General features: G+C 70.6%; 18 protein-coding genes and 5 tRNA genes. 14 read left to right on the top strand and 9 right to left on the bottom strand.

The features are described from left to right. Window positions 1–8 precede the first annotated feature (8 nt). The 7 genes from ACGF3J_RS14650 to purM all read left to right on the top strand — a co-directional run bounded on the left by ACGF3J_RS14650 (window position 9) and on the right by purM (window position 7,117). Window positions 9–515 carry a winged helix-turn-helix domain-containing protein gene (locus ACGF3J_RS14650; protein ID WP_161332701.1) on the top strand — a complete coding sequence of 169 codons (507 nt, stop codon included), beginning with the start codon at window positions 9–11 and terminating at the stop codon, window positions 513–515. 28 nt (window positions 516–543) lie between these two features. Continuing rightward, entirely contained in the window at window positions 544–1,389 is an 846-nt protein-coding gene (locus ACGF3J_RS14645) for a M23 family metallopeptidase (protein ID WP_161332702.1), read from the top strand. Window positions 1,390–1,451: 62 nt separating this feature from the next. Then, a complete protein-coding gene (locus ACGF3J_RS14640) occupies window positions 1,452–2,687 on the top strand; it encodes a hypothetical protein (protein ID WP_161332703.1) in 1,236 nt (411 codons plus the stop codon). A 55-nt stretch (window positions 2,688–2,742) separates the two neighbouring features. Then, a complete protein-coding gene (locus ACGF3J_RS14635; RefSeq protein WP_393854184.1) occupies window positions 2,743–3,540 on the top strand; it encodes a sterol carrier family protein in 798 nt (265 codons plus the stop codon). Between the two features lie 84 nt (window positions 3,541–3,624). Further along, the gene (locus ACGF3J_RS14630; RefSeq protein ID WP_161332705.1) at window positions 3,625–4,413 is read left to right on the top strand and encodes an META domain-containing protein; all 789 of its coding nucleotides are present in this window, start codon (window positions 3,625–3,627) and stop codon (window positions 4,411–4,413) included. Between the two features lie 62 nt (window positions 4,414–4,475). Continuing rightward, window positions 4,476–6,002, top strand: coding sequence for an amidophosphoribosyltransferase (purF, locus tag ACGF3J_RS14625; RefSeq protein WP_122616963.1), 1,527 nt, complete (start codon window positions 4,476–4,478; stop codon window positions 6,000–6,002). 47 nt (window positions 6,003–6,049) lie between these two features. Continuing rightward, window positions 6,050–7,117 (top strand): phosphoribosylformylglycinamidine cyclo-ligase, encoded by a 1,068-nt coding sequence (gene purM, locus ACGF3J_RS14620; RefSeq protein ID WP_161332706.1) that lies wholly within the window; start codon window positions 6,050–6,052, stop codon window positions 7,115–7,117. A 69-nt stretch (window positions 7,118–7,186) separates the two neighbouring features. Here the strand turns inward: purM and ACGF3J_RS14615 are convergent, their stop codons facing one another. After that, window positions 7,187–7,441, bottom strand: a complete 255-nt coding sequence (locus ACGF3J_RS14615) for a DUF3073 domain-containing protein (RefSeq protein ID WP_003974884.1) — start codon at window positions 7,439–7,441, stop codon at window positions 7,187–7,189. A gap of 320 nt (window positions 7,442–7,761) precedes the next feature. Then, window positions 7,762–8,856 (bottom strand): Glu/Leu/Phe/Val dehydrogenase dimerization domain-containing protein, encoded by a 1,095-nt coding sequence (locus ACGF3J_RS14610; protein WP_125492941.1) that lies wholly within the window; start codon window positions 8,854–8,856, stop codon window positions 7,762–7,764. A gap of 220 nt (window positions 8,857–9,076) precedes the next feature. Between ACGF3J_RS14610 and ACGF3J_RS14605 the strand changes: the two genes are divergently transcribed. Continuing rightward, the gene (locus ACGF3J_RS14605; RefSeq protein ID WP_161330413.1) at window positions 9,077–9,928 is read left to right on the top strand and encodes a hypothetical protein; all 852 of its coding nucleotides are present in this window, start codon (window positions 9,077–9,079) and stop codon (window positions 9,926–9,928) included. 532 nt (window positions 9,929–10,460) lie between these two features. After that, on the top strand, window positions 10,461–10,667 hold the full coding sequence (gene bldC / locus ACGF3J_RS14600) for a developmental transcriptional regulator BldC (RefSeq protein WP_003949541.1): 207 nt from the start codon (window positions 10,461–10,463) through the stop codon (window positions 10,665–10,667). Between the two features lie 431 nt (window positions 10,668–11,098). Here the strand turns inward: bldC and ACGF3J_RS14595 are convergent, their stop codons facing one another. The 7 genes from ACGF3J_RS14595 to ACGF3J_RS14565 form a co-directional block, all read right to left on the bottom strand. Continuing rightward, the gene (locus ACGF3J_RS14595; RefSeq protein ID WP_125492939.1) at window positions 11,099–11,293 is read right to left on the bottom strand and encodes a DUF6274 family protein; all 195 of its coding nucleotides are present in this window, start codon (window positions 11,291–11,293) and stop codon (window positions 11,099–11,101) included. 172 nt (window positions 11,294–11,465) lie between these two features. Further along, window positions 11,466–11,540: transfer RNA gene (locus tag ACGF3J_RS14590), tRNA-Asp, on the bottom strand. Window positions 11,541–11,647: 107 nt separating this feature from the next. After that, on the bottom strand, window positions 11,648–15,589 hold the full coding sequence (gene hrpA, locus ACGF3J_RS14585) for an ATP-dependent RNA helicase HrpA (RefSeq protein WP_161330412.1): 3,942 nt from the start codon (window positions 15,587–15,589) through the stop codon (window positions 11,648–11,650). A gap of 109 nt (window positions 15,590–15,698) precedes the next feature. Then, window positions 15,699–15,772 (bottom strand) — tRNA-Phe (locus tag ACGF3J_RS14580). Between the two features lie 29 nt (window positions 15,773–15,801). Beyond that, window positions 15,802–15,876 (bottom strand) — tRNA-Asp (locus tag ACGF3J_RS14575). Between the two features lie 34 nt (window positions 15,877–15,910). After that, window positions 15,911–15,983 (bottom strand) — tRNA-Glu (locus tag ACGF3J_RS14570). Between the two features lie 80 nt (window positions 15,984–16,063). Beyond that, entirely contained in the window at window positions 16,064–17,626 is a 1,563-nt protein-coding gene (locus ACGF3J_RS14565; protein ID WP_161330411.1) for a metallophosphoesterase, read from the bottom strand. Between the two features lie 71 nt (window positions 17,627–17,697). Here ACGF3J_RS14565 and ACGF3J_RS14560 point away from each other — a divergent pair, with 71 nt between their 5' ends. From ACGF3J_RS14560 to ACGF3J_RS14540, 5 genes are all read left to right on the top strand, one after another. Then, complete coding sequence (locus tag ACGF3J_RS14560; protein WP_064728673.1) at window positions 17,698–18,048, top strand: metallopeptidase family protein; 351 nt, start codon at window positions 17,698–17,700, stop codon at window positions 18,046–18,048. 136 nt (window positions 18,049–18,184) lie between these two features. Continuing rightward, a complete protein-coding gene (locus ACGF3J_RS14555; protein WP_161330410.1) occupies window positions 18,185–18,733 on the top strand; it encodes a hypothetical protein in 549 nt (182 codons plus the stop codon). Window positions 18,734–18,967: 234 nt separating this feature from the next. Continuing rightward, on the top strand, window positions 18,968–21,010 hold the full coding sequence (locus tag ACGF3J_RS14550; protein ID WP_393854183.1) for a DEAD/DEAH box helicase: 2,043 nt from the start codon (window positions 18,968–18,970) through the stop codon (window positions 21,008–21,010). A 116-nt stretch (window positions 21,011–21,126) separates the two neighbouring features. Beyond that, window positions 21,127–22,662 carry an amino acid permease gene (locus ACGF3J_RS14545; RefSeq protein WP_161326053.1) on the top strand — a complete coding sequence of 512 codons (1,536 nt, stop codon included), beginning with the start codon at window positions 21,127–21,129 and terminating at the stop codon, window positions 22,660–22,662. 114 nt (window positions 22,663–22,776) lie between these two features. Further along, window positions 22,777–22,849: transfer RNA gene (locus ACGF3J_RS14540), tRNA-Lys, on the top strand. The last annotated feature ends 51 nt before the right edge of the window (window positions 22,850–22,900 follow it).

Here is a 22,900-nt window from a genome sequence, read left to right as displayed (position 1 = left end):
TCGAACGAGTGGAGCAACTGGAACAACGCGTCGCCGATCTCGAACGGCGGCTGGCGGCACTGGAGGAGGCCGGGGAACGACCGGCTCCCCGCCCGGGTGAGGGCGACTTCTGGGCCCTGGAGGGGCTGAAGGAGCAGCTCGCCGAGTTGGGCGCGGCGGACGGCGGCGTCCTGTTCACCGGTGCCGTCCGCCTCCCGACCGGGGAGCAGTACGGCTGGCAGCACGGCACGCTCACCGACGGCTTGCTGGACGCCGACTGGGCGGAGAGCGCCGAGGTGTTCGCCGCGCTCGGTCATCCGGTACGGCTGCGGCTGCTGCGCGAGATCCTCGGCGGCCGGCGCACCGCGGCCGAACTGGCCGAGCTGGACGGCGTGGGCACGACCGGTCAGATCTACCACCACCTGCGCCAGCTCACCGGCGCCGGCTGGCTGCACGCCACCGGCCGGGGCCGCCACGAGGTGCCGCCGGGGAGGGTCGTACCGCTGCTGGTGGCGCTGTCGACGTCCCGGCCCTGACCGGGACCATCACGAACCAGGGGGAACGATGTCCGTCCGCAAGCTCGCCATGTTCGTCTTCCGGCTGCTGCAAGTGGCCTTCCTGTGCGCGGTGGCCGCCACCGTGCTGTTCGACCTGGACCACGCCTGGTGGTGGAACTTCCTGCCGCTGGCCCTGGCGTACGCGCTGATCACGGTGGTCAACCGCTGGGGCGGCGCCCCGGACGCCCCCGGCACCGCCCGCGAGCCCGTCGAGGTCGGCCCGCCCGTGACCGGCCGCTGGTCCGCGCTGAACAGCCCGGCCGACCGCACCCCCAGCCACGGCATCCACGCCTACGGGCAGACCTTCGCCATCGACCTCGTCGCCGAGCCGAAGCCCGGCGCCCGCCCCGGCTTCCGTGTGCTGTGGCCGGTCGCCCGCCGCAACCGCGACTTCCCGGCGTTCGGCGCCCCGCTGCTCGCGGTGGCCGACGGCACCGTCGTCCGGGCCTCCGACACCCAGCGCGACCACCTGAGCCGCAACTCGCTGCCCGCGCTGCTGTACCTGATGATCCTGGAAGGCTCGGTCCGCGAACTCGCCGGCGTCCGCCGCATCATCGGCAACCACGTCGTCATCGACCTCGGCGACGGCACCCACGCCCTGTACGCCCACGTCCAGCGCGGCTCCCTGGCCGTCCGCGAGGGCGACCGGGTCACCGCCGGGCAGGTCCTCGGCCGCTGCGGCAACTCCGGCAACTCCACCGAGCCGCACGTCCACTTCCAGCTGATGGACGGCCCCGACCCGGACACCGCCCGGGGGGTCCCCTTCACCTGGCACGAAATCGGTGTCCCGCGCAACGGCGAGGTCTTCGAGGCACCGGAACCGGCTCCCGCCTCCCCGTCCTTCCGCGACTAGGCACCTGTTAGCTTCAGCGGTGATCGCGGCGCGGACGGGGGCCGCCGGGGGACGGGGGAGCGGTGCGGATACCGGACGGGGTGCGCAAGGCGGTCAACGTCGTGCTGTGCCTGGCCGCGGTGGTGGCCATCGGCTGGAGCGGCCGGGAGATCTGGCTGGTGTGGAACAACCACCGGCAGATCGACGCGGCCTGCGGGGGACTCGTCCCGGCGGGCCGGGTGCTGGACCTCTCCGAGGCGGGCGGCACCATCTCGCACCGGAGACTCGACGACGACAGCTTCGACCCGGACACCGGGATCCCGCACGACTGCGAGATCTTCAGCACGGAGGCGGGCGAACGGGCCGGCACCGACACCGGCATCCGCTGGTTCTTCACCGGGCAGATGGGCGTCCTGCCGGCCGGTCAGCCCCGGATCGCGGACGCACCGACGAAGAGCCCGGTCGACCTGCTCGGCCGGACCACCTATCCACCGCAGCCCCTGGGCGGCGGCATCGCCGGGCGCGTCACCGACTCCTCGGTCACCGTGCAGCTGCCGTGCGAGGAAGGAACGGCGGAGGACACATCCGTGCGGGCCCTGTGGGCGCGGGCCGAACTCATGCCGCCGCGGGGCGGCCAGGTGAGCGGCGACGACCGCGCCGTCCTCGCCGAGACTGCCGTGGAGACCGCCAACAACCTCGCCGACCGGCTCGGCTGCGCCGAGCGCCTGCCGGACGCCCCCGACGACGTGCCCGCCCTGACCGCGGGGCCCGTCCCGGCGGCGCGGGCGGAGGGAACCTGCGCCTGGTACGGGAGGACCGGCCTCGCCGAGCGGTCGCCGTACCCGGACGAGGTGCTCGAGTCCCGCACGGACCGCCGGGTGTGGGACGAGAGCTGCGGTCTGGTGCTCGACTTCGGCCGCGCCAACAGCGTGTACGCGAAGGAGACCGACGCGCACGACTGGCTCGGCAGCCCGGACATGCCGGGCGAGTGGTTCGTCTCCCTGCGCACCTATGCCGGCCCGGTCACCGACGACCTCCGCCTCACCGGCACCGACGACGGCGAGACCCCGGAACCGGCGGTTCCGGGGAAGGCGGGCCGGAGCGCCACGGACCCGGTCTGGTGGGCCTCGTCCGTCTGCGACGGCCGCCCCCAGATCCACACCATGACCATCGGCCGCCCCGGCTACGCCAAGCTGGTGGCCTCCCGGATGGAGGACGTCTTCCGCGCCTACGTCGACGACGTGACCACCCGCCGCCACTGCACGGACGTCGTCCTCCCCGGTCACTCCACGTTCCGCGCCGACTGGGGCGAGCCCTGAGGGCCCGGGCAGCGGAGTGGCCGGCCCCGCATGAGCAGTCGTTAGGCTCGCCTCCATGCCGCCCGCCAGAAGACGCCCCCGCGCCTACGACCCCGCCCGCACCCGTGCCGCCGTCCTCGCCCAGTTCGGGAACGTGCGGGCGGCCGTCCGCAGCCTCACGGCCGAGCAGCTCGCGCTGCCGACCCGCCTCGGGGACTGGACCGTGCGGGAGCTGGTCGCGCACGTCGGGATGGCACTGACCGCCGTGGACCGGCTGCTCGGCGAGCCCGAGCCCGCACGGCAGGACGGGCGGCTGCTCGACTGGCCGTTCGCGATCGCCGCCGACGCGGACGCCATCGCCGGCACCGCCCGCCGCCTGTCCGCCGACCACCCCGACCTCGACGCCCACCTCGCCGACGTCGAGCGGCGCTTCACCGAGCGCCTCGACACCCACCCGGGCAGCCGGCTGCTCCCCACCAGCGCCGGCGCGCTGCCGCTCGCCGACTACGTCGTCACCCGCACCGTCGAACTCGTCGTGCACACCGACGACCTCACCGCCGCCGTACCCGGCCTCGACATCCCCCTCGACCGGCAGGCCCTGGCAGCCGCCACCCGGCTGCTCGCCGACGCGCTCGCCGTGAAGGCGCCCGGCGCCTCGACCGAGGTGCGGATCCCGCCGTACGCCGTCGTGCAGTGCGTCGAGGGCCCCCGGCACACCCGGGGCACCCCGCCCAACGTCGTCGAGACCGACCCGCTGACCTGGATCCGGCTGGCCACCGGGCGGCTGACCTGGAAGGACGCTGTGGCCGAGGCGAAGCTGAGCGCGAGCGGCGAGCGGGCCGACCTGGGTGCGCTGCTGCCCCTGCTCGGCTGACCGGGCGACGGCCGCGAGGAGAGGGAGCGGAGAGGGAGCGGAGAGGGAGGGGAACCAGATCCTCCAGTCCTCCGTCGAATCGCCATGTACAGGCAGAAGCAGCAGCGAAGGAAGACCCTGACCGTGGCGGCCGTCGCCGCGCTCGTCCCGCTCGCCGCGGCCTGCGGCAGCGAGAAGGCGGACGACGGCAGCGCCTCCGTAGGCGCCGGAAAGCCCATCACCGGCGTGCAGTGGAGCATCGACAGCGTCACCGTCGACGGCACCACGCACAAGGCACCGGACGAGGCACGGGTGCGGATCGACGACGCCGGCGAGGCGGAGGGCAGCACCGGCTGCAACACCTTCAGCGCGCGCGCCGACGTCAAGGGTGAACGCGTCCGGCTCAGTGACGCCATGTTCACCGAGAAGGCCTGCGACAAGACGCCCGTCGAGTTCGAGAAGTCCCTCGGCCGCGCCCTCACCACCGGCACGCTCACCACCGAGAGCAAGGGCGACGGCCTGACGTTCACCACCTCCGGGGGCGACACCGTCGAGCTCAGCCGGGCGAAGGACGCGTCCCTGTACGGCACGAAGTGGACCGTGACCAGCCCGGCCCAGCAGGACCGCGCCCACCTCACCTTCGACCCGGAGGCCAAGACCGTCTCCGGACGCCTCCCCTGCAACCGGGTCAACGCCGAGGCCACCGTCAGCGACGGGCGTATCACCGTCGGCGCCCCTTCCACGACCCGAATGATGTGCGAAGGCTCACTCATGGACGCCGAGAAGCGGATGCTGAGCTTCCTCAAGGGCCCGGTCGATTACCGGATCGATCAGGAAAACCTCACGCTGACCAGCGAAGACGGGACGACCGTGCGAGCCGTGGCCGATCGGTGATCCACTGGTGAGCCGAAATCCCAAATTCGGACCAGTGGTCGATCTCGCCTACACTCGGTGGCGTGCCACGTGGTGACGGTCGACTCAATCACGATCTGCTTCCAGGCGAGAAGGGCCCCCAGGACGCATGCGGCGTCTTCGGTGTCTGGGCTCCTGGCGAAGAGGTCGCAAAGCTCTCCTACTTCGGGCTCTACGCCCTCCAGCATCGGGGCCAGGAATCCGCGGGTATCGCGGTAAGCAACGGTTCCCAGATCCTCGTCTTCAAGGACATGGGACTGGTCTCCCAGGTCTTCGACGAGACCTCACTCGGTTCGCTCCAGGGTCACATCGCGGTCGGTCACGCCCGCTACTCGACCACCGGTGCCTCCGTGTGGGAGAACGCCCAGCCGACGTTCCGTGCCACCGCGCAGGGCTCCATCGCGCTCGGGCACAACGGCAACCTCGTCAACACCGCCCAGCTCGCCGAGATGGTCGCCGACCTGCCCAAGCAGGACGGCCGCTCCACCCGGGTCGCGGCGACCAACGACACCGACCTGGTCACGGCGCTGCTCGCCGGCCAGGTGGACGACGACGGCAAGCCGCTGACCATCGAGGAGGCGGCCGGCAAGGTGCTGCCCCAGGTGCGCGGCGCCTTCTCCCTCGTCTTCATGGACGAGCACACCCTCTACGCCGCCCGTGACCCGCAGGGCATCCGCCCGCTGGTCCTCGGGCGGCTGGAGCGCGGCTGGGTGGTGGCCTCCGAGTCCGCCGCCCTCGACATCTGCGGCGCCAGCTTCGTCCGGGAGATCGAGCCGGGCGAGTTCGTCGCCATCGACGAGAACGGCCTGCGCACTTCACGATTCGCGGAAGCGAAGCCCAAGGGCTGCGTCTTCGAATACGTGTACCTGGCCCGCCCGGACACCGACATCGCCGGCCGCAACGTCTACCTCTCGCGCGTCGAGATGGGCCGCAAGCTGGCGAAGGAGGCCCCTGCCGAGGCCGACCTGGTCATAGCGACCCCGGAGTCCGGCACGCCCGCCGCCATCGGGTACGCCGAGGCATCCGGCATCCCCTTCGGTAACGGCCTGGTCAAGAACGCCTACGTCGGCCGCACCTTCATCCAGCCCTCGCAGACCATCCGCCAGCTGGGCATCCGCCTGAAGCTGAACCCCCTGAAGGAAGTCATCAAGGGCAAGCGGCTGGTCGTCGTGGACGACTCCATCGTCCGCGGCAACACCCAGCGGGCCCTGGTCCGCATGCTCCGCGAGGCCGGCGCCGCCGAGGTCCACATCCGGATCTCGTCCCCGCCGGTGAAGTGGCCCTGCTTCTTCGGCATCGACTTCGCCACCCGCGCCGAGCTCATCGCCAACGGCATGAGCGTCGAGGAGATCGGCACCTCCATGGGCGCCGACTCCCTCGCCTACATCTCCATCGACGGCATGATCGAGGCGACCACCATCGCCAAGCCGAACCTGTGCCGTGCCTGCTTCGACGGCGAGTACCCGATGGAGCTCCCCGACCCCGAGCTGCTCGGCAAGCAGCTCCTGGAGACCGAGCTGGCCGCCGGGCCCGCCGGTACGGCCGCCGCCGACGCCATCCGTCGCCCGTAGCCGTCCGTCCGCAATACCTGCCGTACGACACGAAGGTCTTAATCGTCATGCCTGACACAACTGGTGCCAGCTACGCAGCCGCGGGCGTCGACATCGAGGCGGGCGACCGCGCCGTCGAATTGATGAAGGAGTGGGTGAAGAAGACCCGCCGCCCCGAGGTCCTCGGCGGCATCGGCGGCTTCGCCGGCCTCTTCGACGCCTCCGCCCTCAAGAACTACGAGCGCCCCCTGCTCGCCTCCGCCACCGACGGCGTCGGCACCAAGGTCGACATCGCCCGGCAGCTGGGCGTCTACGACAGTATCGGCCACGACCTGGTCGCCATGGTCATGGACGACATCGTGGTGTGCGGTGCGGAGCCGCTCTTCATGACCGACTACATCTGCGTCGGCAAGGTCCACCCCGAGCGCGTCGCCGCGATCGTCAAGGGCATCGCCGAGGGCTGCGTCCTGGCCGGCTGCGCCCTGGTCGGCGGCGAGACGGCCGAGCACCCCGGCCTGCTCGGCGAGGACGACTTCGACGTCGCCGGCGCCGGTACGGGCGTCGTGGAGGCCGACCGGGTACTCGGCGCGGATCGCATCCGTACGGGTGACGCGGTGATCGCCATGGCGTCCTCCGGGCTTCACTCGAACGGGTACTCGCTCGTCCGCCACGTCCTGCTGAACCAGGGCGGCCTGGCGCTCGACGCCCACCTGGACGGTCTCGGCCGCACCCTCGGCGAGGAGCTGCTGGAGCCGACCAAGATCTACTCCCTGGACTGCCTGGCCCTCCTGCGCACCACCGAGGTCCACGCCTTCAGCCACGTCACCGGCGGCGGCCTCGCGGCCAACCTGGCCCGTGTGATCCCCGACGGACTGCACGCCGTCGTCGACCGCTCCACCTGGACCCCGGGCGCGATCTTCGACCTCGTCGGCCGCACCGGCCGGGTCGAGCGCCTGGAGCTGGAGAAGACCCTGAACATGGGCGTGGGCATGATCGCGATCGTGCCCGAGGAATCGACGGACGTGGCCCTGACGACCCTGGCCGACCGCGGCGTGGACGCCTGGGTGGCCGGCGAGATCACCGACCGCACGGACCACGAGACGGGCGCGGCGCTGGTCGGCGACTACGCCGGCTGAGATCCCGCGGGTAGCACAGAACCCGGTCGGTGACATACGTCACCGACCGGGAAGGTGCTCAGTGCAAGGTCAAGCGCCGCGTCGCTGTTGGCTCGGGGACTGGCCGTCCTCGTCCTCGTCGTCGTCCTCATAGAGGTCGGCGTACTTGGCGTACACGTCATCGTCTTGCTCATCGTCCTCGAATTGCTCGCCATTCGGCGGTTGCGAATTCGACGGCGATGCGCCCAGCTCCTCGGCCAGGCGGGAGAGATCAGTCCCACCGCTGTTGTACTTCAGCTGGCGGGCGACCTTCGTCTGCTTGGCCTTGGCCCGGCCGCGCCCCATGGCTCGACCCCCTCAACGACGGGGCTCGACGGCCCCAGAGTCTTGACACGCGTTCATGGTCCGGAACGGGCTCTCCGTGGAGAGACCGGTCCGTAGGGCTTCCACGGTACCTGAGCCCACGCCCATACGGTACGTCGCCCGCAGCACGTGGCCATCCCCAGGACCCTCGAGGCGCCCCGTCCTCGCTGGTCAACGGCGATTTTAACCACCTTTCGACGGTCGACCCGCCGGGATAAGTGAGAGTTCTCTCCAACTCCCCCCGACGGGTACCGGTCAAACCTGCGAGGGTCCTGCCCGATCGCCGGAGGACCGCCGCGGGATCACCCCCGCGGCCGTGCCTCCGCCATCCGCTGCTCGGCGATCCGGTCGGCCGCGGCGGCCGGCGGAATGCCGTCCTCATTCGCACGTGCGAATATGGCCAGCGTGGTGTCGAAGATCTTCGCCGCCTTCGCCTTGCACCGCTCGAAGTCGAAGCCGTGCAGCTCGTCGGCGACCTGGATGACACCGCCGGCGTTCACCACGTAGTCCGGCGCGTAGAGGATCCCGCGGTCGGCGAGGTCCTTCTCCACTCCGGGGTGGGCGAGCTGGTTGTTGGCGGCACCGCACACCACCCGGGCGGTCAGCACCGGCACGGAGTCGTCGTCGAGCGCGCCCCCGAGCGCGCAGGGCGCGTAGATGTCGAGGTTCTCCACCCGGATCAGCGCCTCGGTGTCGGCGACGGCGACCACCGAGGGGTGCCGCTCGGTGAGCGCCCGTACGACGTCCTTGCGCACGTCGGTGACGACCACGTGCGCGCCCTCGGCGAGCAGGTGCTCGACCAGGTGGTGACCGACCTTGCCGACGCCCGCGATGCCGACGGTGCGGTCGCGCAGCGTCGGGTCGCCCCACAGGTGCTGGGCGGAGGCCCGCATGCCCTGGTAGACGCCGAAGGCGGTGAGCACGGAGGAGTCGCCGGCGCCGCCGTTCTCGGGGGAGCGCCCGGTGGTCCACTGGCACTCGCGGGCCACGACGTCCATGTCGGCCACGTAGGTGCCGACGTCGCACGCGGTGACGTAGCGGCCGCCGAGCGAGGCGACGAACCGGCCGTAGGCGAGGAGCAGTTCCTCGCTCTTGATCTGCTCCGGGTCGCCGATGATGACGGCCTTGCCGCCGCCGTGGTCGAGACCGGCCATGGCGTTCTTGTACGACATCCCGCGCGCGAGGTTCAGCGCGTCGGCGACGGCGTCCGCCTCGTTCGCGTAGGGGTAGAAGCGGGTACCGCCGAGCGCGGGGCCCAGGGCGGTGTTGTGGAGGGCGATGACGGCCTTGAGGCCGCTGGCCCGGTCCTGGCAGAGCACGACTTGCTCATGACCCCCCTGGTCCGAGTGGAACAGGGTGTGCAGTACATCAGCAGGTGCGCCGGTTACGTCGGTCACGGTGGTGACTCCTGTGTAGGTTCGGCGGGTGGAGACCTGTCCCCGTGAGGGTGGCGGGGACTGTGGCACGAGATTAGAGCCTGACGGGGTCCCCTCGCCGCACCGTGCCCAGGATCACCTCCGCACGGAGTACGGGCGTGCGACGATTTGCAGAGATTCCCGCGCGTTTGTGATCGGCTCCGGCAGGTTTTCGGTGCGGAGTGCGGGGGAGGGAGCAGGCGTGCCCAAGGTGTCCTCGGTGATCGTCCCCTACGCGGCGTACCTGCGTGTGTACGAGCCGCTGGCCGCCTTCCGCGAGCCGGAGCGCGAGCACTGGGCCCGCTACGCCCGCCGTCCCGACCTCCCCTCCTACCAGGTGGAGCTGCGCCGCTCCCTGGCCGACCTGCTGCCCACCCCGCCGGTGGCGGTGCCGGTGCACGAGAGCGCCGACGCCTTCGTGGCGGAGGTCGACGGAGTGGTCTGCGTCTGCCCCTGGCGGACCCGGCTGCGCGGGTGGCAGGCATTGGGGGAACTGGCCGGGGATTTCCCGGAGCCCGTCCTGGACGCCCTGATCCCCCCGGTCGTACGCCGTGAGACCACGCAGGACTACGAGCGCTGGCTGGAGCGCAACCCCGACGCCCGCCCCTGGATCCGTACCGCCACCTGGCAGGTGCCGATCAACTGGTTCGTGCTGGTCTCCGACGCGGAGCGGGAGTACGACAAAGGCGGCGACGACGAGGGGCCGACTGCGCCGGTACTGCGCTACCGGACGCCGATGGTGCAGGCCCGGCGGCGGGTGGCCCGGGGGCTGCGGGCGCTGAAGGAGGCCGTGGACGAGGGTCCGCTGATCGACGGCCTGACGGACGTCGGGCGCTGGCTGGAGGAGTTCCACCCGCGCTCGCTCGTGGAGCTGGACTACGGCGGGCTCGTGCACGCCGTGCCGGCGGGGGAGCTGGAGGACGACCACTCCGCGGCGGACGTGGCCGAGGGGATCGAGGCGCTGCGCGACGGCGACCCGGCCACCGCGGGGGAGGCGTACGGGCGGCTGGTGGAGCGCTGGCGGACGGTCCGGGACCGGCGCTCGGCGAACTGACGTTTGACGTACCGCCCGTTTTGAGGTTTCGTCTTCCGATCCGACACCCGTCACGGATGTGCTGATGCCTTGTCAACAAGGGACGTAGGTCCCGATCCGGGCGTATGCATCAAGCGTGACGGACCGCACGTACATCACTCTTGCGCCGCTTCCCCCTCCTCATGCCAAAATAGGACAAGGAGCCCGGGGAGGGCTCCTTCCGTCCTGCTGTGATGCACTGTGGGCGGAATCTCAGCATTGCACGCTTTGGGGGGTCTCGTGACTCCTGATCGCCCTGTGACTGATCGTCACAGCGGCGTGACTGTCCGCTATGGCATGGTCCATCGGCTTCCGTCGCTGATGAACACCTGGGAGGGCAATTCCATCGGTTTGGCCGACGCGGCTGGACAGATGGTGTAGTTGTAGTGCCGAGGACAAGCCGTTCGTCCTATAACCGACTCGACTCGCGTCCGCCATTTCGGGCAACGCGGGTCAAGGTGCAGAATTTAGAGGAATGAACCGAGAAGGTTCGGTTCTCCCGAGGAGGCCGCTCATGACCGCTCGCACCCCTGATGCCGAGCCGCTGCTGACCCCGGCTGAGGTCGCCACCATGTTCCGCGTCGACCCGAAGACGGTCACGCGCTGGGCGAAGGCCGGCAAGCTCACGTCGATCCGCACGCTCGGCGGGCATCGCCGCTACCGCGAAGCCGAGGTCCGCGCTCTGCTCGCGGGCATTCCGCAGCAGCGCAGCGAGGCCTGAAACAACTGAATAACCGGGCAGAACGGCAGGTCCCCCAACCTGTCGAGGTGCTCGGAACCACAGCTCCAAGCGACGCCGTTCCTGCCCCAACAGGGGTGCGTCGTTGATCGCGCTGGACTCCGCCGGGTCCAGCGCGATCTTTTTGTGTCCGGGTCCGTGTGCCGGGAGGAGGCGCCGGCCGGTTCTGTGAGCGGCCTTGTCGGAGTCTGGGGAGGGGTGTCGGATCGGTTGTGCGAACACTGCGAGAGCCAGTGCAATTGCACATATTAAATTGACCAGTTGTAGGAGAGCCGTAAGTGCCACGGTTTCAAAAACTCATGCGGTGACACCCGTCACACGACGCGGTGGTTGTTGGCCGCCCTGCCTGTGCGCTAGTGGAGGCGTCGCTTCCAGGAGGTCTGCGTGGCAAGGGTGTTGGGATCCTCCGGGGCTCACGCCACGGGCACGCTCTCGTCCTCGAGGCCCTCTTGACGTCCGGTCGGAGACTGTGGCCCCGGAGCGTCCAGCGCCAGGCGCAACAGCCGGTGGCAGATCGCGCAGTGGCGCGTCGCGTGACGGTACGACGACGCGGCCGACAGATGTGCGCGGAGCAGGGCCCGCGTCTCGTGCCTGACCGATGCCGCCATACGCCACCTCCGGGGGCCCTGCACGGGACGTTCCCTGTCCTTTTGAAGTACCGACCGAATGTGACCCCGTCAAGGCCGGGAGAGGGGCGCTGAGGGCTTCTGGGGGGCATGGGGTGGGACGCGCCTGGAGACACGAAAGAGGCCCGCACCAAACGGTGCGGGCCTCTGAATGCGGTCCTGACGGGATTTGAACCCGCGGCCTCCACCTTGACAGGGTGGCGAGCACTCCAAACTGCTCCACAGGACCAGGTTTCGCGGCGCTTCTTCTGCGTTGCGCTGCGAGAAGAGACTGTACAGGAGGGTTGCGTCCGGGTCGAACTCACCCTCCGCACAGGTCCCGTTACGGGATGACGGCTACGGCGCGAGCGCGTCGATCGCCTTCACGATCCGCTTGTCGGAGACCGGGTACGCGGTGCCCAGCGCGTGCGCGAAATAGCTGACCCGCAGCTCCTCGATCATCCAGCGGATCTCCCGCACCTGCTGCGGCACCGGCCGGCCCTGCGGCAGCTGCTCCAGCAGCCACGCGTACTCGTCCCGCATCTCGTGGACCTTCTCCATGCGCGACGTGTCCCGCTGCACACCGGTCGGCATCTGCTGGAGGCGCCGGTCGGCGGCGACCAGGTAACGCATCAGGTCCGGCAGCCGCTTGATCCCCGCCTGAGTGACGAAGCCGGGCTTCACCAGCGCGTCCAGCTGCCCCCGTACGTCCTGGAGGTTCGCCAGCAACGCGGGGCTCCGTGCCGACTTCAGGCGGCGCTCGCAGGCCTGCCAGGCCGCCAGCACCTGCTGCACCTGGCCCACCGCGCGGACGGTCGTGTCGACGATCTCCGCGCGGACCCGCTCGTAGAGCTTCCGGTAGGACTCCTCGTCCCACGCCGGGCCCCCGAAGTCCGCGATCAGCTTGTCCGCCGCGGCCGTGGCGCAGTCGTCGAACAGGGCCTGGATCGAACCGTGCGGGTTCGCGGAGAGGTTCAGCTTCTGCTGGTTGGTCAGCGTCTCGGACGCGAACTTCGCCGGGTTGACCGGGATGTTGCGCAGGATGAGCCGGCGCGTGCCCTTCCACATCGCCTGCGCCTGCTCGGCCTCGGTGTCGAAGAGGCGCACGGAGACGGTGTCGCCGTCGTCGACCAGCGCCGGGTACGCCTTCACCGGCTGGCCGGCCCGGCGCGTCTCGAAGACGCGGGAGAGCGTACCGATCGTCCAGTCGGTCAGGCCTGAACGCTCCAGCGACTCACCGCCGCTGCGTACGGCGGTGGCCGCAGCGGCCTGCGAGAGCGCCTTGCGGGCCTTCGGCCGCAGCTGGAGCTTCAGCGCCTCCAGGTCCTTGTCCTCGGCCAGCTTGCGCCGCCGCTCGTCGACGATCCGGAACGTGATCTTCAGGTGGTCGGGGACCTTCGCCCAGTCGAAGTCCTCGGCGTCGAACGGCACGCCCACCATGCGTTTCAGCTCGCGCGCCATGGTGAGCGTGAGCGGTTCCTGGAGCGGCACCGCCCGCTCCAGGAACTTCTGCGCGAAGTTCGGGGCCGGTACGTAGTTGCGGCGGATCGGCTTGGGCAGCGACCGGATCAGCTCCGTGACCACCTGCTCCCGCAGCCCGGGGATCTGCCAGTCGAAGCCCTCGTCGGTGACCTGGTTGAGTACCTGGAGCGGCACGTGCACGGTCACGCCGTCGGCGTCCGCACCTGGCTCGAACTGGTACGTCACCCGGAACTTCAGCGGTCCCTGCCGCCAGGAGTCCGGGTAGTCGTCCTTGGTGACCGCCCCGGCCTTCTCGTTGATGAGCATCTCGCGCTCGAAGTCGAGGAAGTCGGGCTGTTCGTGCCGCTTGTGCTTCCACCACGAGTCGAAGTGCGCACCCGAGACGACGTGTTCGGGCACCCGCTGGTCGTAGAAGTCGTACAGCGTCTCGTCGTCGACCAGGATGTCCCGGCGCCGCGCGCGGTGCTCGAGCTCCTCGACCTCGGTGAGCAGCCGGCGGTTGTCCGCGAAGAACTTGTGGTGCGTGCGCCAGTCGCCCTCCACCAGGGCGTTGCGGATGAACAGCTCGCGGCTGACCTCGGGATCGATCCGCCCGTAGTTCACCTTGCGCTGTGCCACGATCGGCACGCCGTACAGCGTGACCTTCTCGTACGCCATCACCGCCGCCTGGTCCTTCTCCCAGTGCGGCTCGCTGTAGGTGCGCTTGAGGAGGTGGCCGGCGAGCGGCTCCACCCACTCCGGCTCGATCTTCGCGTTCACCCGGGCCCACAGCCGGGAGGTCTCCACCAGCTCGGCGGACATCACGAACCGCGGGGGCTTCTTGAAGAGCGCCGACCCGGGGAAGATCGCGAACTTGGCGTTCCGGGCGCCCAGGTACTCGTTCTTCGCGCCCTCCTTGACGTCCTTCATGCCCACGTGGGAGAGCAGTCCGGCGAGCAGCGAGACGTGCACGCGGTCGTCGGGGGCGTCCTGCTCGTCGAGGTGGATGCCCATCTGCTTGGCGACCGTGCGGAGCTGCGTGTAGATGTCCTGCCACTCGCGGATCCGCAGGAAGTTGAGGTACTCCTGCTTGCACATGCGGCGGAAGGACGACGAACCCCGCTCCTTCTGCTGTTCGCGGACGTACCGCCACAGGTTGAGGAAGGCGAGGAAGTCGCTGGTCTCGTCCTTGAAGCGGGCGTGCTGCTGGTCGGCCTGGGCCTGCTTGTCCGACGGCCGCTCGCGCGGGTCCTGGATGGAGAGCGCCGCGGCTATCACCATGACCTCGCGGACGCAGCCGTTCTTGTCGGCCTCCAGCACCATCCGGGCCAGCCGCGGGTCCACGGGCAGCTGGGCCAGCTTGCGGCCGGTGTCGGTCAGCCGCTTGCGCACGTCCTTCTGCGCCGGGTCCAGCGCGCCCAGCTCCTGGAGCAGCTGCACGCCGTCGCGGATGTTGCGGTGGTCCGGCGGGTCGATGAAGGGGAACTTCTCGATGTCACCGAGGCCCGCCGCGGTCATCTGCAGGATGACGGAGGCCAGGTTGGTCCGCAGGATCTCGGCGTCCGTGAACTCCGGCCGCGCCTCGAAGTCGTCCTCGGCGTACAGCCGGATGCAGATGCCGTCGCTGGTCCGCCCGCAGCGGCCCTTGCGCTGGTTGGCGCTGGCCTGCGAGATCGGCTCGATCGGCAGCCGCTGCACCTTGGTGCGGTGGCTGTAGCGCGAGATGCGGGCGAAGCCGGGGTCGATCACGTACTTGATGCCGGGCACGGTCAGCGACGTCTCGGCGACGTTGGTGGCCAGAACGATCCTGCGCCCGGTGTGCTGCTGGAACACCCGGTGCTGCTCGGCGTGCGACAGCCGCGCGTACAGCGGCAGTACTTCAGTGAATCTGTACTTCTTCTTCTCCAGCGCGTCCGCCGTGTCCCGGATCTCCCGCTCACCGGAGAGGAAGACGAGGATGTCGCCCTTGCCCTCCCCCATCAGCTCCTCGACGGCGTCGGTGATGGCCGTGATCTGGTCGCGGTCGGCGTCGTCGTCCTCCTCGAGGAGCGGCCGGTACCGGACCTCCACCGGGTACGTCCGACCGCTGACCTCGACGATCGGCGCGTCCCCGAAGTGCCGGGAGAAGCGCTCGGGGTCGATGGTCGCCGACGTGATGACGACCTTCAGGTCCGGCCGTTTGGGCAGCAGCTGGGCGAGATAGCCCAGCAGGAAGTCGATGTTGAGGGACCGCTCGTGGGCCTCGTCGATGATGATCGTGTCGTAGGCGCGCAGCTCGCGGTCGGTCTGGATCTCGGCGAGCAGGATGCCGTCCGTCATCAGCTTGATGAAGGTGGACTCCGGGTTCACCTGGTCGGTGAACCGGACCTTCCAGCCGACCGTCTCCCCGAGCGGTGTGTCCAGCTCGTCCGCCACCCGCTCGGCGACGGTGCGTGCGGCGATCCGGCGGGGCTGGGTGTGGCCGATCATGCCGCGGACGCCCCGGCCCAGCTCGACGCAGATCTTCGGGATCTGGGTGGTCTTGCCGGAGCCCGTCTCGCCCGCCACGATCACCACCTGGTGATCACGGATGGCGGCCGCGATCTCGTCCTTCTTCTGGCTGACCGGGAGCTGCTCCGGGTAGCTGACCACGGGCACCCGCGCCCGGCGCTCCCCGACGCGCTGCTCGGCCTTGGCCACCTCCGTCTCGATCTCGGCGAGAACGGCGGCGCGCGCCTCGGGCTTGCGGATCTTCCGCGCACCTTCGAGCCGCCGGCCGAGCCGGTGCGCGTCGCGCAGTGACAGCTCGGCCAGCCGGGGCGCGAGGGAACCGAGGGCGGGGGCGGGATGCGTAGACATACGGGTTCCAGGATCTCATCCCCGGGAAAAACCTGGCGAACGATTTCCGTCCGGGCCGCGTCCGGGCAACACAGAACCCCCGCCGATGATCTCGACGGGGGTTCATATGTGGCTGGGGCCGGGGTCGAACCGGCGACCTATCGCTTTTCAGGCGATCGCTCGTACCAACTGAGCTACCCAGCCGCGAGGTTTCACGTGAAACGAAACCTCAGCGGTCCTGACGGGATTTGAACCCGCGGCCTCCACCTTGACAGGGTGGCGAGCACTCCAAACTGCTCCACAGGACCAAGCTTCGTACGACAGTGTCGCACATGTACTGCGTGCCCCCAACGGGATTCGAACCCGTGCTACCGCCTTGAAAGGGCGGCGTCCTAGGCCGCTAGACGATGAGGGCTATCGGCCCGCCTGGGCGCTTCGCAGCGCGTCGGGGACGTGAGAAGCATATGGGATGGCGGGAGGTATCGCCAAAACGGTTTACGAGGGGCTGGGGGAGGGGGTGGCACCGGGCTGGTTCTCCTTGGGGAGGTGGCGGCTGACCTCGGCCGTCGTCAGGCCCAGACCGCCCAGCTTGATCTCGTCCCAGGCCTGGAGGCGCCGGGTGTCCCGGTCGAAGTAGAGGATGGACGCCTGGATCGGGTCGGGGTACTTGCCCTCGACCGCGCGCAGTCCGCTGCCGCCGGTGGAGCCCTCCACGCGGAGACGGGTGCCGTACTTCATGACCTCCATGTCCTCGCGGTGGAGATGGCCGGCGAGGACCAGCGGCACCGCGCCGTCGACCTCGCGGGCGGCCGACGGCTCGTGGGCGATGGCGACGTCCACGGGGGTGCCGGCGGTGGTCTGGTCGCGCAGGGCCGAGGCCAGGCGGGCACCGGCCAGTTCCTGGGAGGCCTCGGCGCCGTCCGACTTGGAGCGGTCGGGGGTGAACTGGGGGTCGCCGATGCCGGCGAAGCGCAGGCCCGCGACGTTCCGGGCCCGGCCGTCGTCGAGGACATGCACGTTCTTCAGGCTCCGCAGGTACTTCTGGGTCTCCCGGGAGTCGTGGTTGCCGCGGACCCACACGTAGGGCGCGCCCAGGTCCTCGATCGGGTCGAGGAAGCCGTTCTCCGCGGTGGTGCCGTGGTCCATCGTGTCGCCGGAGTCGACGATCACGTTCACCTTGTACTGCTGCACCAGCGAGGCGATGATCTTCCAGCTCGCCGGGTTGAGGTGGATGTCGGACACGTGCAGGACGCGGATCGTGGTCGGGTCGGGCTGGTAGGCGGGGAGCGTGGAGGTGACGTCGTAGAGCTTGGTCACGTTGGTGACCAGGCGGGCCAGTTCCTTCTGGTAGACGTCGAACTCGGTCACGATGCTGCGCGCGTTGCCCACCAGGGAGGGTGCGGAGGAGAGCAGGCCGGAGAACCGGGGTTCCAGGACGGAGTCGGGGTTCCAGGTCGCGTAGGCGGTGCCGCCGGAGGCGACCAGCAGGGTGAGCGCGAGCCCGCCCGCGGTCAGGGCGCGCCGGGGGCGGCGGTAGACGGCGAGGCCGAGGGCGGTGGCGCCGGTGACGACGGCGACGCAGGAGCGGACGGCGAGGTCGAGGGTGCCGTGTTCGACGTCGCGGGCGACCTCGTCCTGGAGGCCGGAGAGGCGTTCGGGGTGGTCGACGAGGGCCTGGGCGCGGTCGGGGTCGAGCTGGTCGACGTTGACGTCGAGGCGGACCGGGGCGATGTGGCTGTCCAGCTGGAGGGCGCCCAGCGGGGAGACGTTGATCTTCGTGCCGCCGGACACGGACGGGCGCAGCGTCATCGTCGTGTTCATGGGGCCGACCGGGACGCGGACGTTGCCGACGACCAGCAGGCCGAGCCAGGCGCCGAGCAGGACGACGGCGACGAGGCCGACGGCGCGGGTCCAGGGCCTGGGGCGGGCGGCCAGCTCGGGTGTGGTGGTGGGCGTCCGGCGGGCGCGGAGCCGGTGGGTGAGGGCGCGCGGGGCGTTGCGGATGGAGTTCATCACCTGGGCCAGGGCGTGCGGGGCTGCGGCTGGGACGCGGGCCATTGGTCCCGTATGCCCATGGCCCCGGGCGGATATGCGGGTCGTACCGCAAGGTCGTACCCGACAATGGGTCTGTGCTGGAGATGACGCGCGAGGAGTTCGAGGAACTGGTCGCCGAGGCGCTGGACCGGATTCCGCCGGAGTTGACGCGGCTGATGGACAACGTCGCGGTGTTCGTCGAGGACGAGCCGCCGGCGGAGGATCCCGAGCTGCTCGGGCTCTACGAGGGGACGCCGCTGACGGAGCGCGGGGAGTGGTACGCGGGGGTGCTGCCGGACCGGATCACGATCTACCGGGGGCCGACGCTGCGGTTCTGCGAGACGCGCGAGGACGTCGTGGCGGAGACCGAGGTGACGGTGGTCCACGAGATCGCGCACCACTTCGGGATCGACGACGAGCGGTTGCACGCGCTCGGGTACGGGTGAGCGTCCCGGGGCGCGGGTGAACGTCTGCGGGTACGGGTGACACGCTCGGGTCAAGTCCGCCTCGCCGGGCGCGTGTCCTCTTGTGGGTGAAGGGAGTTGGGCACGGCGACTCCTTGAACCCCGGAGGTGGCCGCCCGTGCGCCCCTTGTACGTACCCGTCCGTCTGGCCGCCGCGGCCATGGCCGTCGTCGCCGCCACCGGCTGCATGAGCGTCGGTGACGACGAGTCCGGAGGGGGCGCCAGGCCGTCGCACTCCGCCGCGGAGCGGGGCGGCGAGGCGCCCGAGGGCGGCCCCGCGGGCCCGGGCGGGAGCGCCGGACACGGCACGGCGGCCGGCGGCAAGGGGGACGACAAGGGCAAGCGCGCCAAGGGCGAGGGGAAGCACGACGGCAAGGGGAAGGCCGGGGACGCGAAGGGGAAGGACGGGTCCGCGCCCGACCGGCCGAAGGAGGGTGCACCCGGGACCCCGCCGCCGAAGGGCGGGGGCGCCGGGCCGGGACCCACCTGGACGCCGCCCGCGGAGCCCTCCCGGACCGTGGATCCGGAGCCGACGCCGACCGAGCAGCCGCCGACGACCCCGACCCCGGAGCCGACGGTGGCGGAACCCTCCTCGTCGGCGCACGAACCGCCGGGGACCCAGCTCGCGCAGCGGGAACCGGCACCCGCGGCCGGTGCGCCGGCCTAGCCGCTCCCCTGTCTGACCTGGGCATTGCGGGCCGGTTTGCCTTCGGGGGTGTGAGGTGCGTATGGTGGTAGATCGTTTGATCCCATTTGCCCGGCGCCACCGCAGAGCGCGCCGTGTGGCGCGTTCTCTCCCCCTGCCGTGGTGGACCGCATTGAGGCGGTCGTATTGCGAATCGCGATTCACGGAGTTGACGGGCGCGTGCCGACGAGAGACTCCGGAAGGTTTCGCATTCGCATGTCCATGACCAGTACCGATCACGCCGTCATGCCCGAGAACGCCGAAGGCGTCGAGGGCGCGACGGAGGCCGTAGAGGCCGCCGAGACCCCCGCGACCCCCGAGGTGACCTTCGCCTCCCTGGGCCTGCCCGAGGGCGTCGTGCGCAAGCTCGCGCAGAACGGCGTGACCACCCCCTTCCCCATCCAGGCCGCGACCATTCCGGACGCGCTGGCGGGCAAGGACATCCTCGGCCGGGGCCGCACCGGCTCCGGCAAGACCCTCTCCTTCGGTCTGCCGACGCTGGCCACGCTGGCCGGCGGCCGCACCGAGAAGCACAAACCGCGCGCCGTCATCCTCACCCCGACCCGTGAGCTGGCCATGCAGGTCGCCGACGCGCTCCAGCCGTACGGCGACGTGCTCGGCCTGAAGATGAAGGTCGTCTGCGGCGGCACCTCGATGGGCAACCAGATCTACGCCCTCGAGCGCGGCGTCGACGTCTTGGTCGCCACCCCGGGCCGCCTGCGCGACATCATCAACCGCGGCGCCTGCTCCCTGGAGAACGTGCAGATCGCCGTTCTCGACGAAGCCGACCAGATGTCCGACCTGGGCTTCATGCCCGAGGTCACCGAGCTGCTCGACCAGGTCCCGGCGGGCGGCCAGCGGATGCTGTTCTCCGCGACCATGGAGAACGAGATCAAGACCCTGGTCGACCGGTACCTGGACAAGCCGGTCAGCCACGAGGTCGACGCCGCCCAGGGCGCCGTGACGACCATGTCGCACCACATCCTGGTCGTGAAGCCCAAGGACAAGGCGCCGGTCACCGCGGCCATCGCCTCCCGCAAGGGCCGCACCATCATCTTCGTCCGCACCCAGCTGGGCGCCGACCGCGTCGCCGAGCAGCTGCGCGACGCCGGCGCCAAGGCGGACGCGCTGCACGGCGGCATGACCCAGGGCGCGCGCACCCGCACGCTGGCCGACTTCAAGGACGGCTACGTCAACGTCCTGGTCGCCACCGACGTCGCCGCGCGCGGCATCCACGTCGACGGCATCGACCTGGTCCTGAACGTGGACCCGGCCGGCGACCACAAGGACTACCTGCACCGCGCCGGCCGCACGGCCCGCGCCGGCCGCACCGGCACCGTGGTCTCGCTCTCCCTGCCGCACCAGCGCCGCCAGATCTTCCGGCTGATGGAGGACGCGGGCGTCGACGCCACGCGCCACATCATCCAGGGCGGCGCGGCCTTCGAGCCGGAGGTCGCCGAGATCACCGGCGCCCGGTCGATGACCGAGGTCCAGGCCGAGTCGGCGGGCAACGCCGCGCAGCAGGCCGAGCGTGAGGTCGCCCAGCTCACCAAGGAGCTGGAGCGGGCCCAGCGCCGCGCCACCGAGCTGCGCGAGGACGCGGACCGCCTGGTCGCCAGGGTCGCGCGGGAGCGGGGCGAGGACCCGGAGACGGTGCTGGCCGAGGTGGCCGCTGCCGCGACCGAGGTCTCGCTGCCCGAGCAGCCCGGCGCACGCGACGTCGAGAAGGTGGAGAAGCCGGAGCGCGGCGCCTCGGCCGGCCGCGACCGCTTCGCCGACCGCGGCGACCGTGGTGACCGCCGTGACGACCGTGGTGGCCGTTCCTTCGAGCGTCGTGACGACCGTGGCGGTTTCCGCCGTGACGACCGTCGCGATGACCGTGGTGGCCGTTCCTTCGAGCGTCGTGACGACCGTGGCGGTTTCCGCCGTGACGACCGCCGTGACGACCGTGGTGGCCGTTCCTTCGAGCGTCGTGACGACCGTGGCGGTTTCCGCCGCGACGACCGCCGCGATGACCGTGGTGGCCGTTCCTTCGAGCGTCGTGACGACCGTGGTGGCTTCCGCCGCGACGACCGCGGTGAGCGCGGCGGGCACCGCGGCAGCGACCGCCCGTTCAACCGCGACCGCCAGGGCGACCGTCCCGGCTTCCGCTCCGGCGGCCACGACCGCCCGTACGGCCGCCGTGACGACCACCGCGGTTCGTCCGGTTCGTCCTTCGGCCGCCGTGACGACAAGCCCCGCTGGAAGCGCAACGGCTGACGCCTGAACGTCCGTACGCGCCGTGGCCCCTGCCCTGACGGGTGGGGGCCACGGCGCTCTCGTTTCGGCCACAGGGTGACGCATGTCACGCCCGCCCCGAGGGAATTGCTGGGGGCATGACAGATGACGCCAAGGTGAGTGGGCTGTCGGACGAGGAACGGCTGGCCCAGCTCGGCTACACCCAGGTTCTGGCCCGCCGCATGTCGGCGTTCTCCAACTACGCGGTCTCCTTCACCATCATCTCGGTCCTCTCCGGCTGCCTGACCCTCTATCTCTTCGGCATGAACACGGGCGGCCCCGCCGTCATCACGTGGGGCTGGGTCGCCGTCGGCCTGATGACCCTCTTCGTCGGCCTGGCGATGGCCGAGATCTGCTCGGCGTACCCGACCTCGGCGGGCCTCTACTTCTGGGCGCACCGCCTGGCGCCGCCCCGTACGGCGGCCGCCTGGGCGTGGTTCACGGGCTGGTTCAACGTGCTGGGCCAGGTCGCGGTGACCGCCGGCATCGACTTCGGCGCCGCGTCCTTCCTGGGCGCGTACCTGAACCTGCAGTTCGACTTCGAGGTCACACCGGGCCGCACGATCCTCCTCTTCGCGGCCATCCTCGTCCTCCACGGCCTGCTGAACACCTTCGGCGTCCGCATCGTCGGCCTGCTGAACAGCGTCAGCGTCTGGTGGCACGTCCTCGGCGTCGCGGTCATCGTCGGCGCGCTGACCTTCGCCCCCGACCGGCACCAGTCGGCGTCGTTCGTCTTCGGCGAGTTCGTCAACAACACCGGCTGGGGCAGCGGCGTCTACGTCGTCCTGATCGGCCTGCTGATGGCCCAGTACACCTTCACCGGCTACGACGCCTCCGCCCACATGACGGAGGAGACGCACGACGCCTCGACGGCCGGCCCGAAGGGCATCGTCCGATCCATCTGGACGTCGTGGATCGCCGGTTTCGTCCTCCTCCTCGGCTTCACCTTCGCCATCCAGTCCTACGAGGGCGCCCTCGGCTCCCCGACCGGCGCGCCGCCCGCCCAGATCCTCCTGGACGCGCTCGGCGCCACCGCGGGCAAGCTGCTGCTCCTGGTCGTCATAGGGGCGCAGCTGTTCTGCGGGATGGCGTCGGTGACGGCCAACAGCCGCATGATCTACGCCTTCTCCCGCGACGGCGCGCTGCCCTTCTCCCACGTCTGGCACACCGTGAACCCGCGCACCCGCACGCCGGTCGCGGCGGTCTGGCTGGCGGCCCTGTCCGCGCTGGCCCTCGGCCTGCCGTACCTGATCAACGTCACGGCGTACGCGGCGGTGACGTCGATCGCCGTCATCGGCCTCTACATCGCCTACGTCATCCCGACCCTGCTGCGGGTCCGCAAGGGCGACGCCTTCGAGCGCGGGCCCTGGCACCTCGGCCGCTGGTCCCGGGCGATCGGCGTGGTCGCGGTGACGTGGGTCGGCGTCATCACGGTCCTGTTCATGCTGCCCCAGGTCTCCCCGGTCACCTGGGAGACCTTCAACTACGCGCCGATCGCCGTCCTGGTCGTCCTCGGCTTCGCGGCGACCTGGTGGCTGGCCTCGGCCCGCCACTGGTTCCTCAACCCCGACCACGCCCGCACCCGCGCCCGCGCGGCCGCCCGCGCGAACGCCCCCGAGCCGGTGGACCCGTAGGCCGGCGCTCCCACCGCCCCCGACGCGGCCGGACCCCGATACCCGATCGGCGTCCCGGCCGCGTCGGGCTATGCTCGGTGTGGCAACATCACGCAGCACCGCGTGGTACCCCCTGGGCCCTTAGCTCAATTGGCAGAGCAGTGGACTTTTAATCCATTGGTTGTGGGTTCGAGTCCCACAGGGCCTACGCGTTGGACCCCAGCTCACAGCAAGAATGAGTTGGGGTCCTGTCCGTTTT

The sequence above is a fragment of the Streptomyces sp. NPDC048171 genome (assembly GCF_043202655.1).
In the GTDB taxonomy this organism is placed as follows: Bacteria; Actinomycetota; Actinomycetes; order Streptomycetales; family Streptomycetaceae; genus Streptomyces.
Note: the sequence above shows the minus strand (reverse complement) of the source record. Positions and strands in the feature narration are given on the sequence as shown.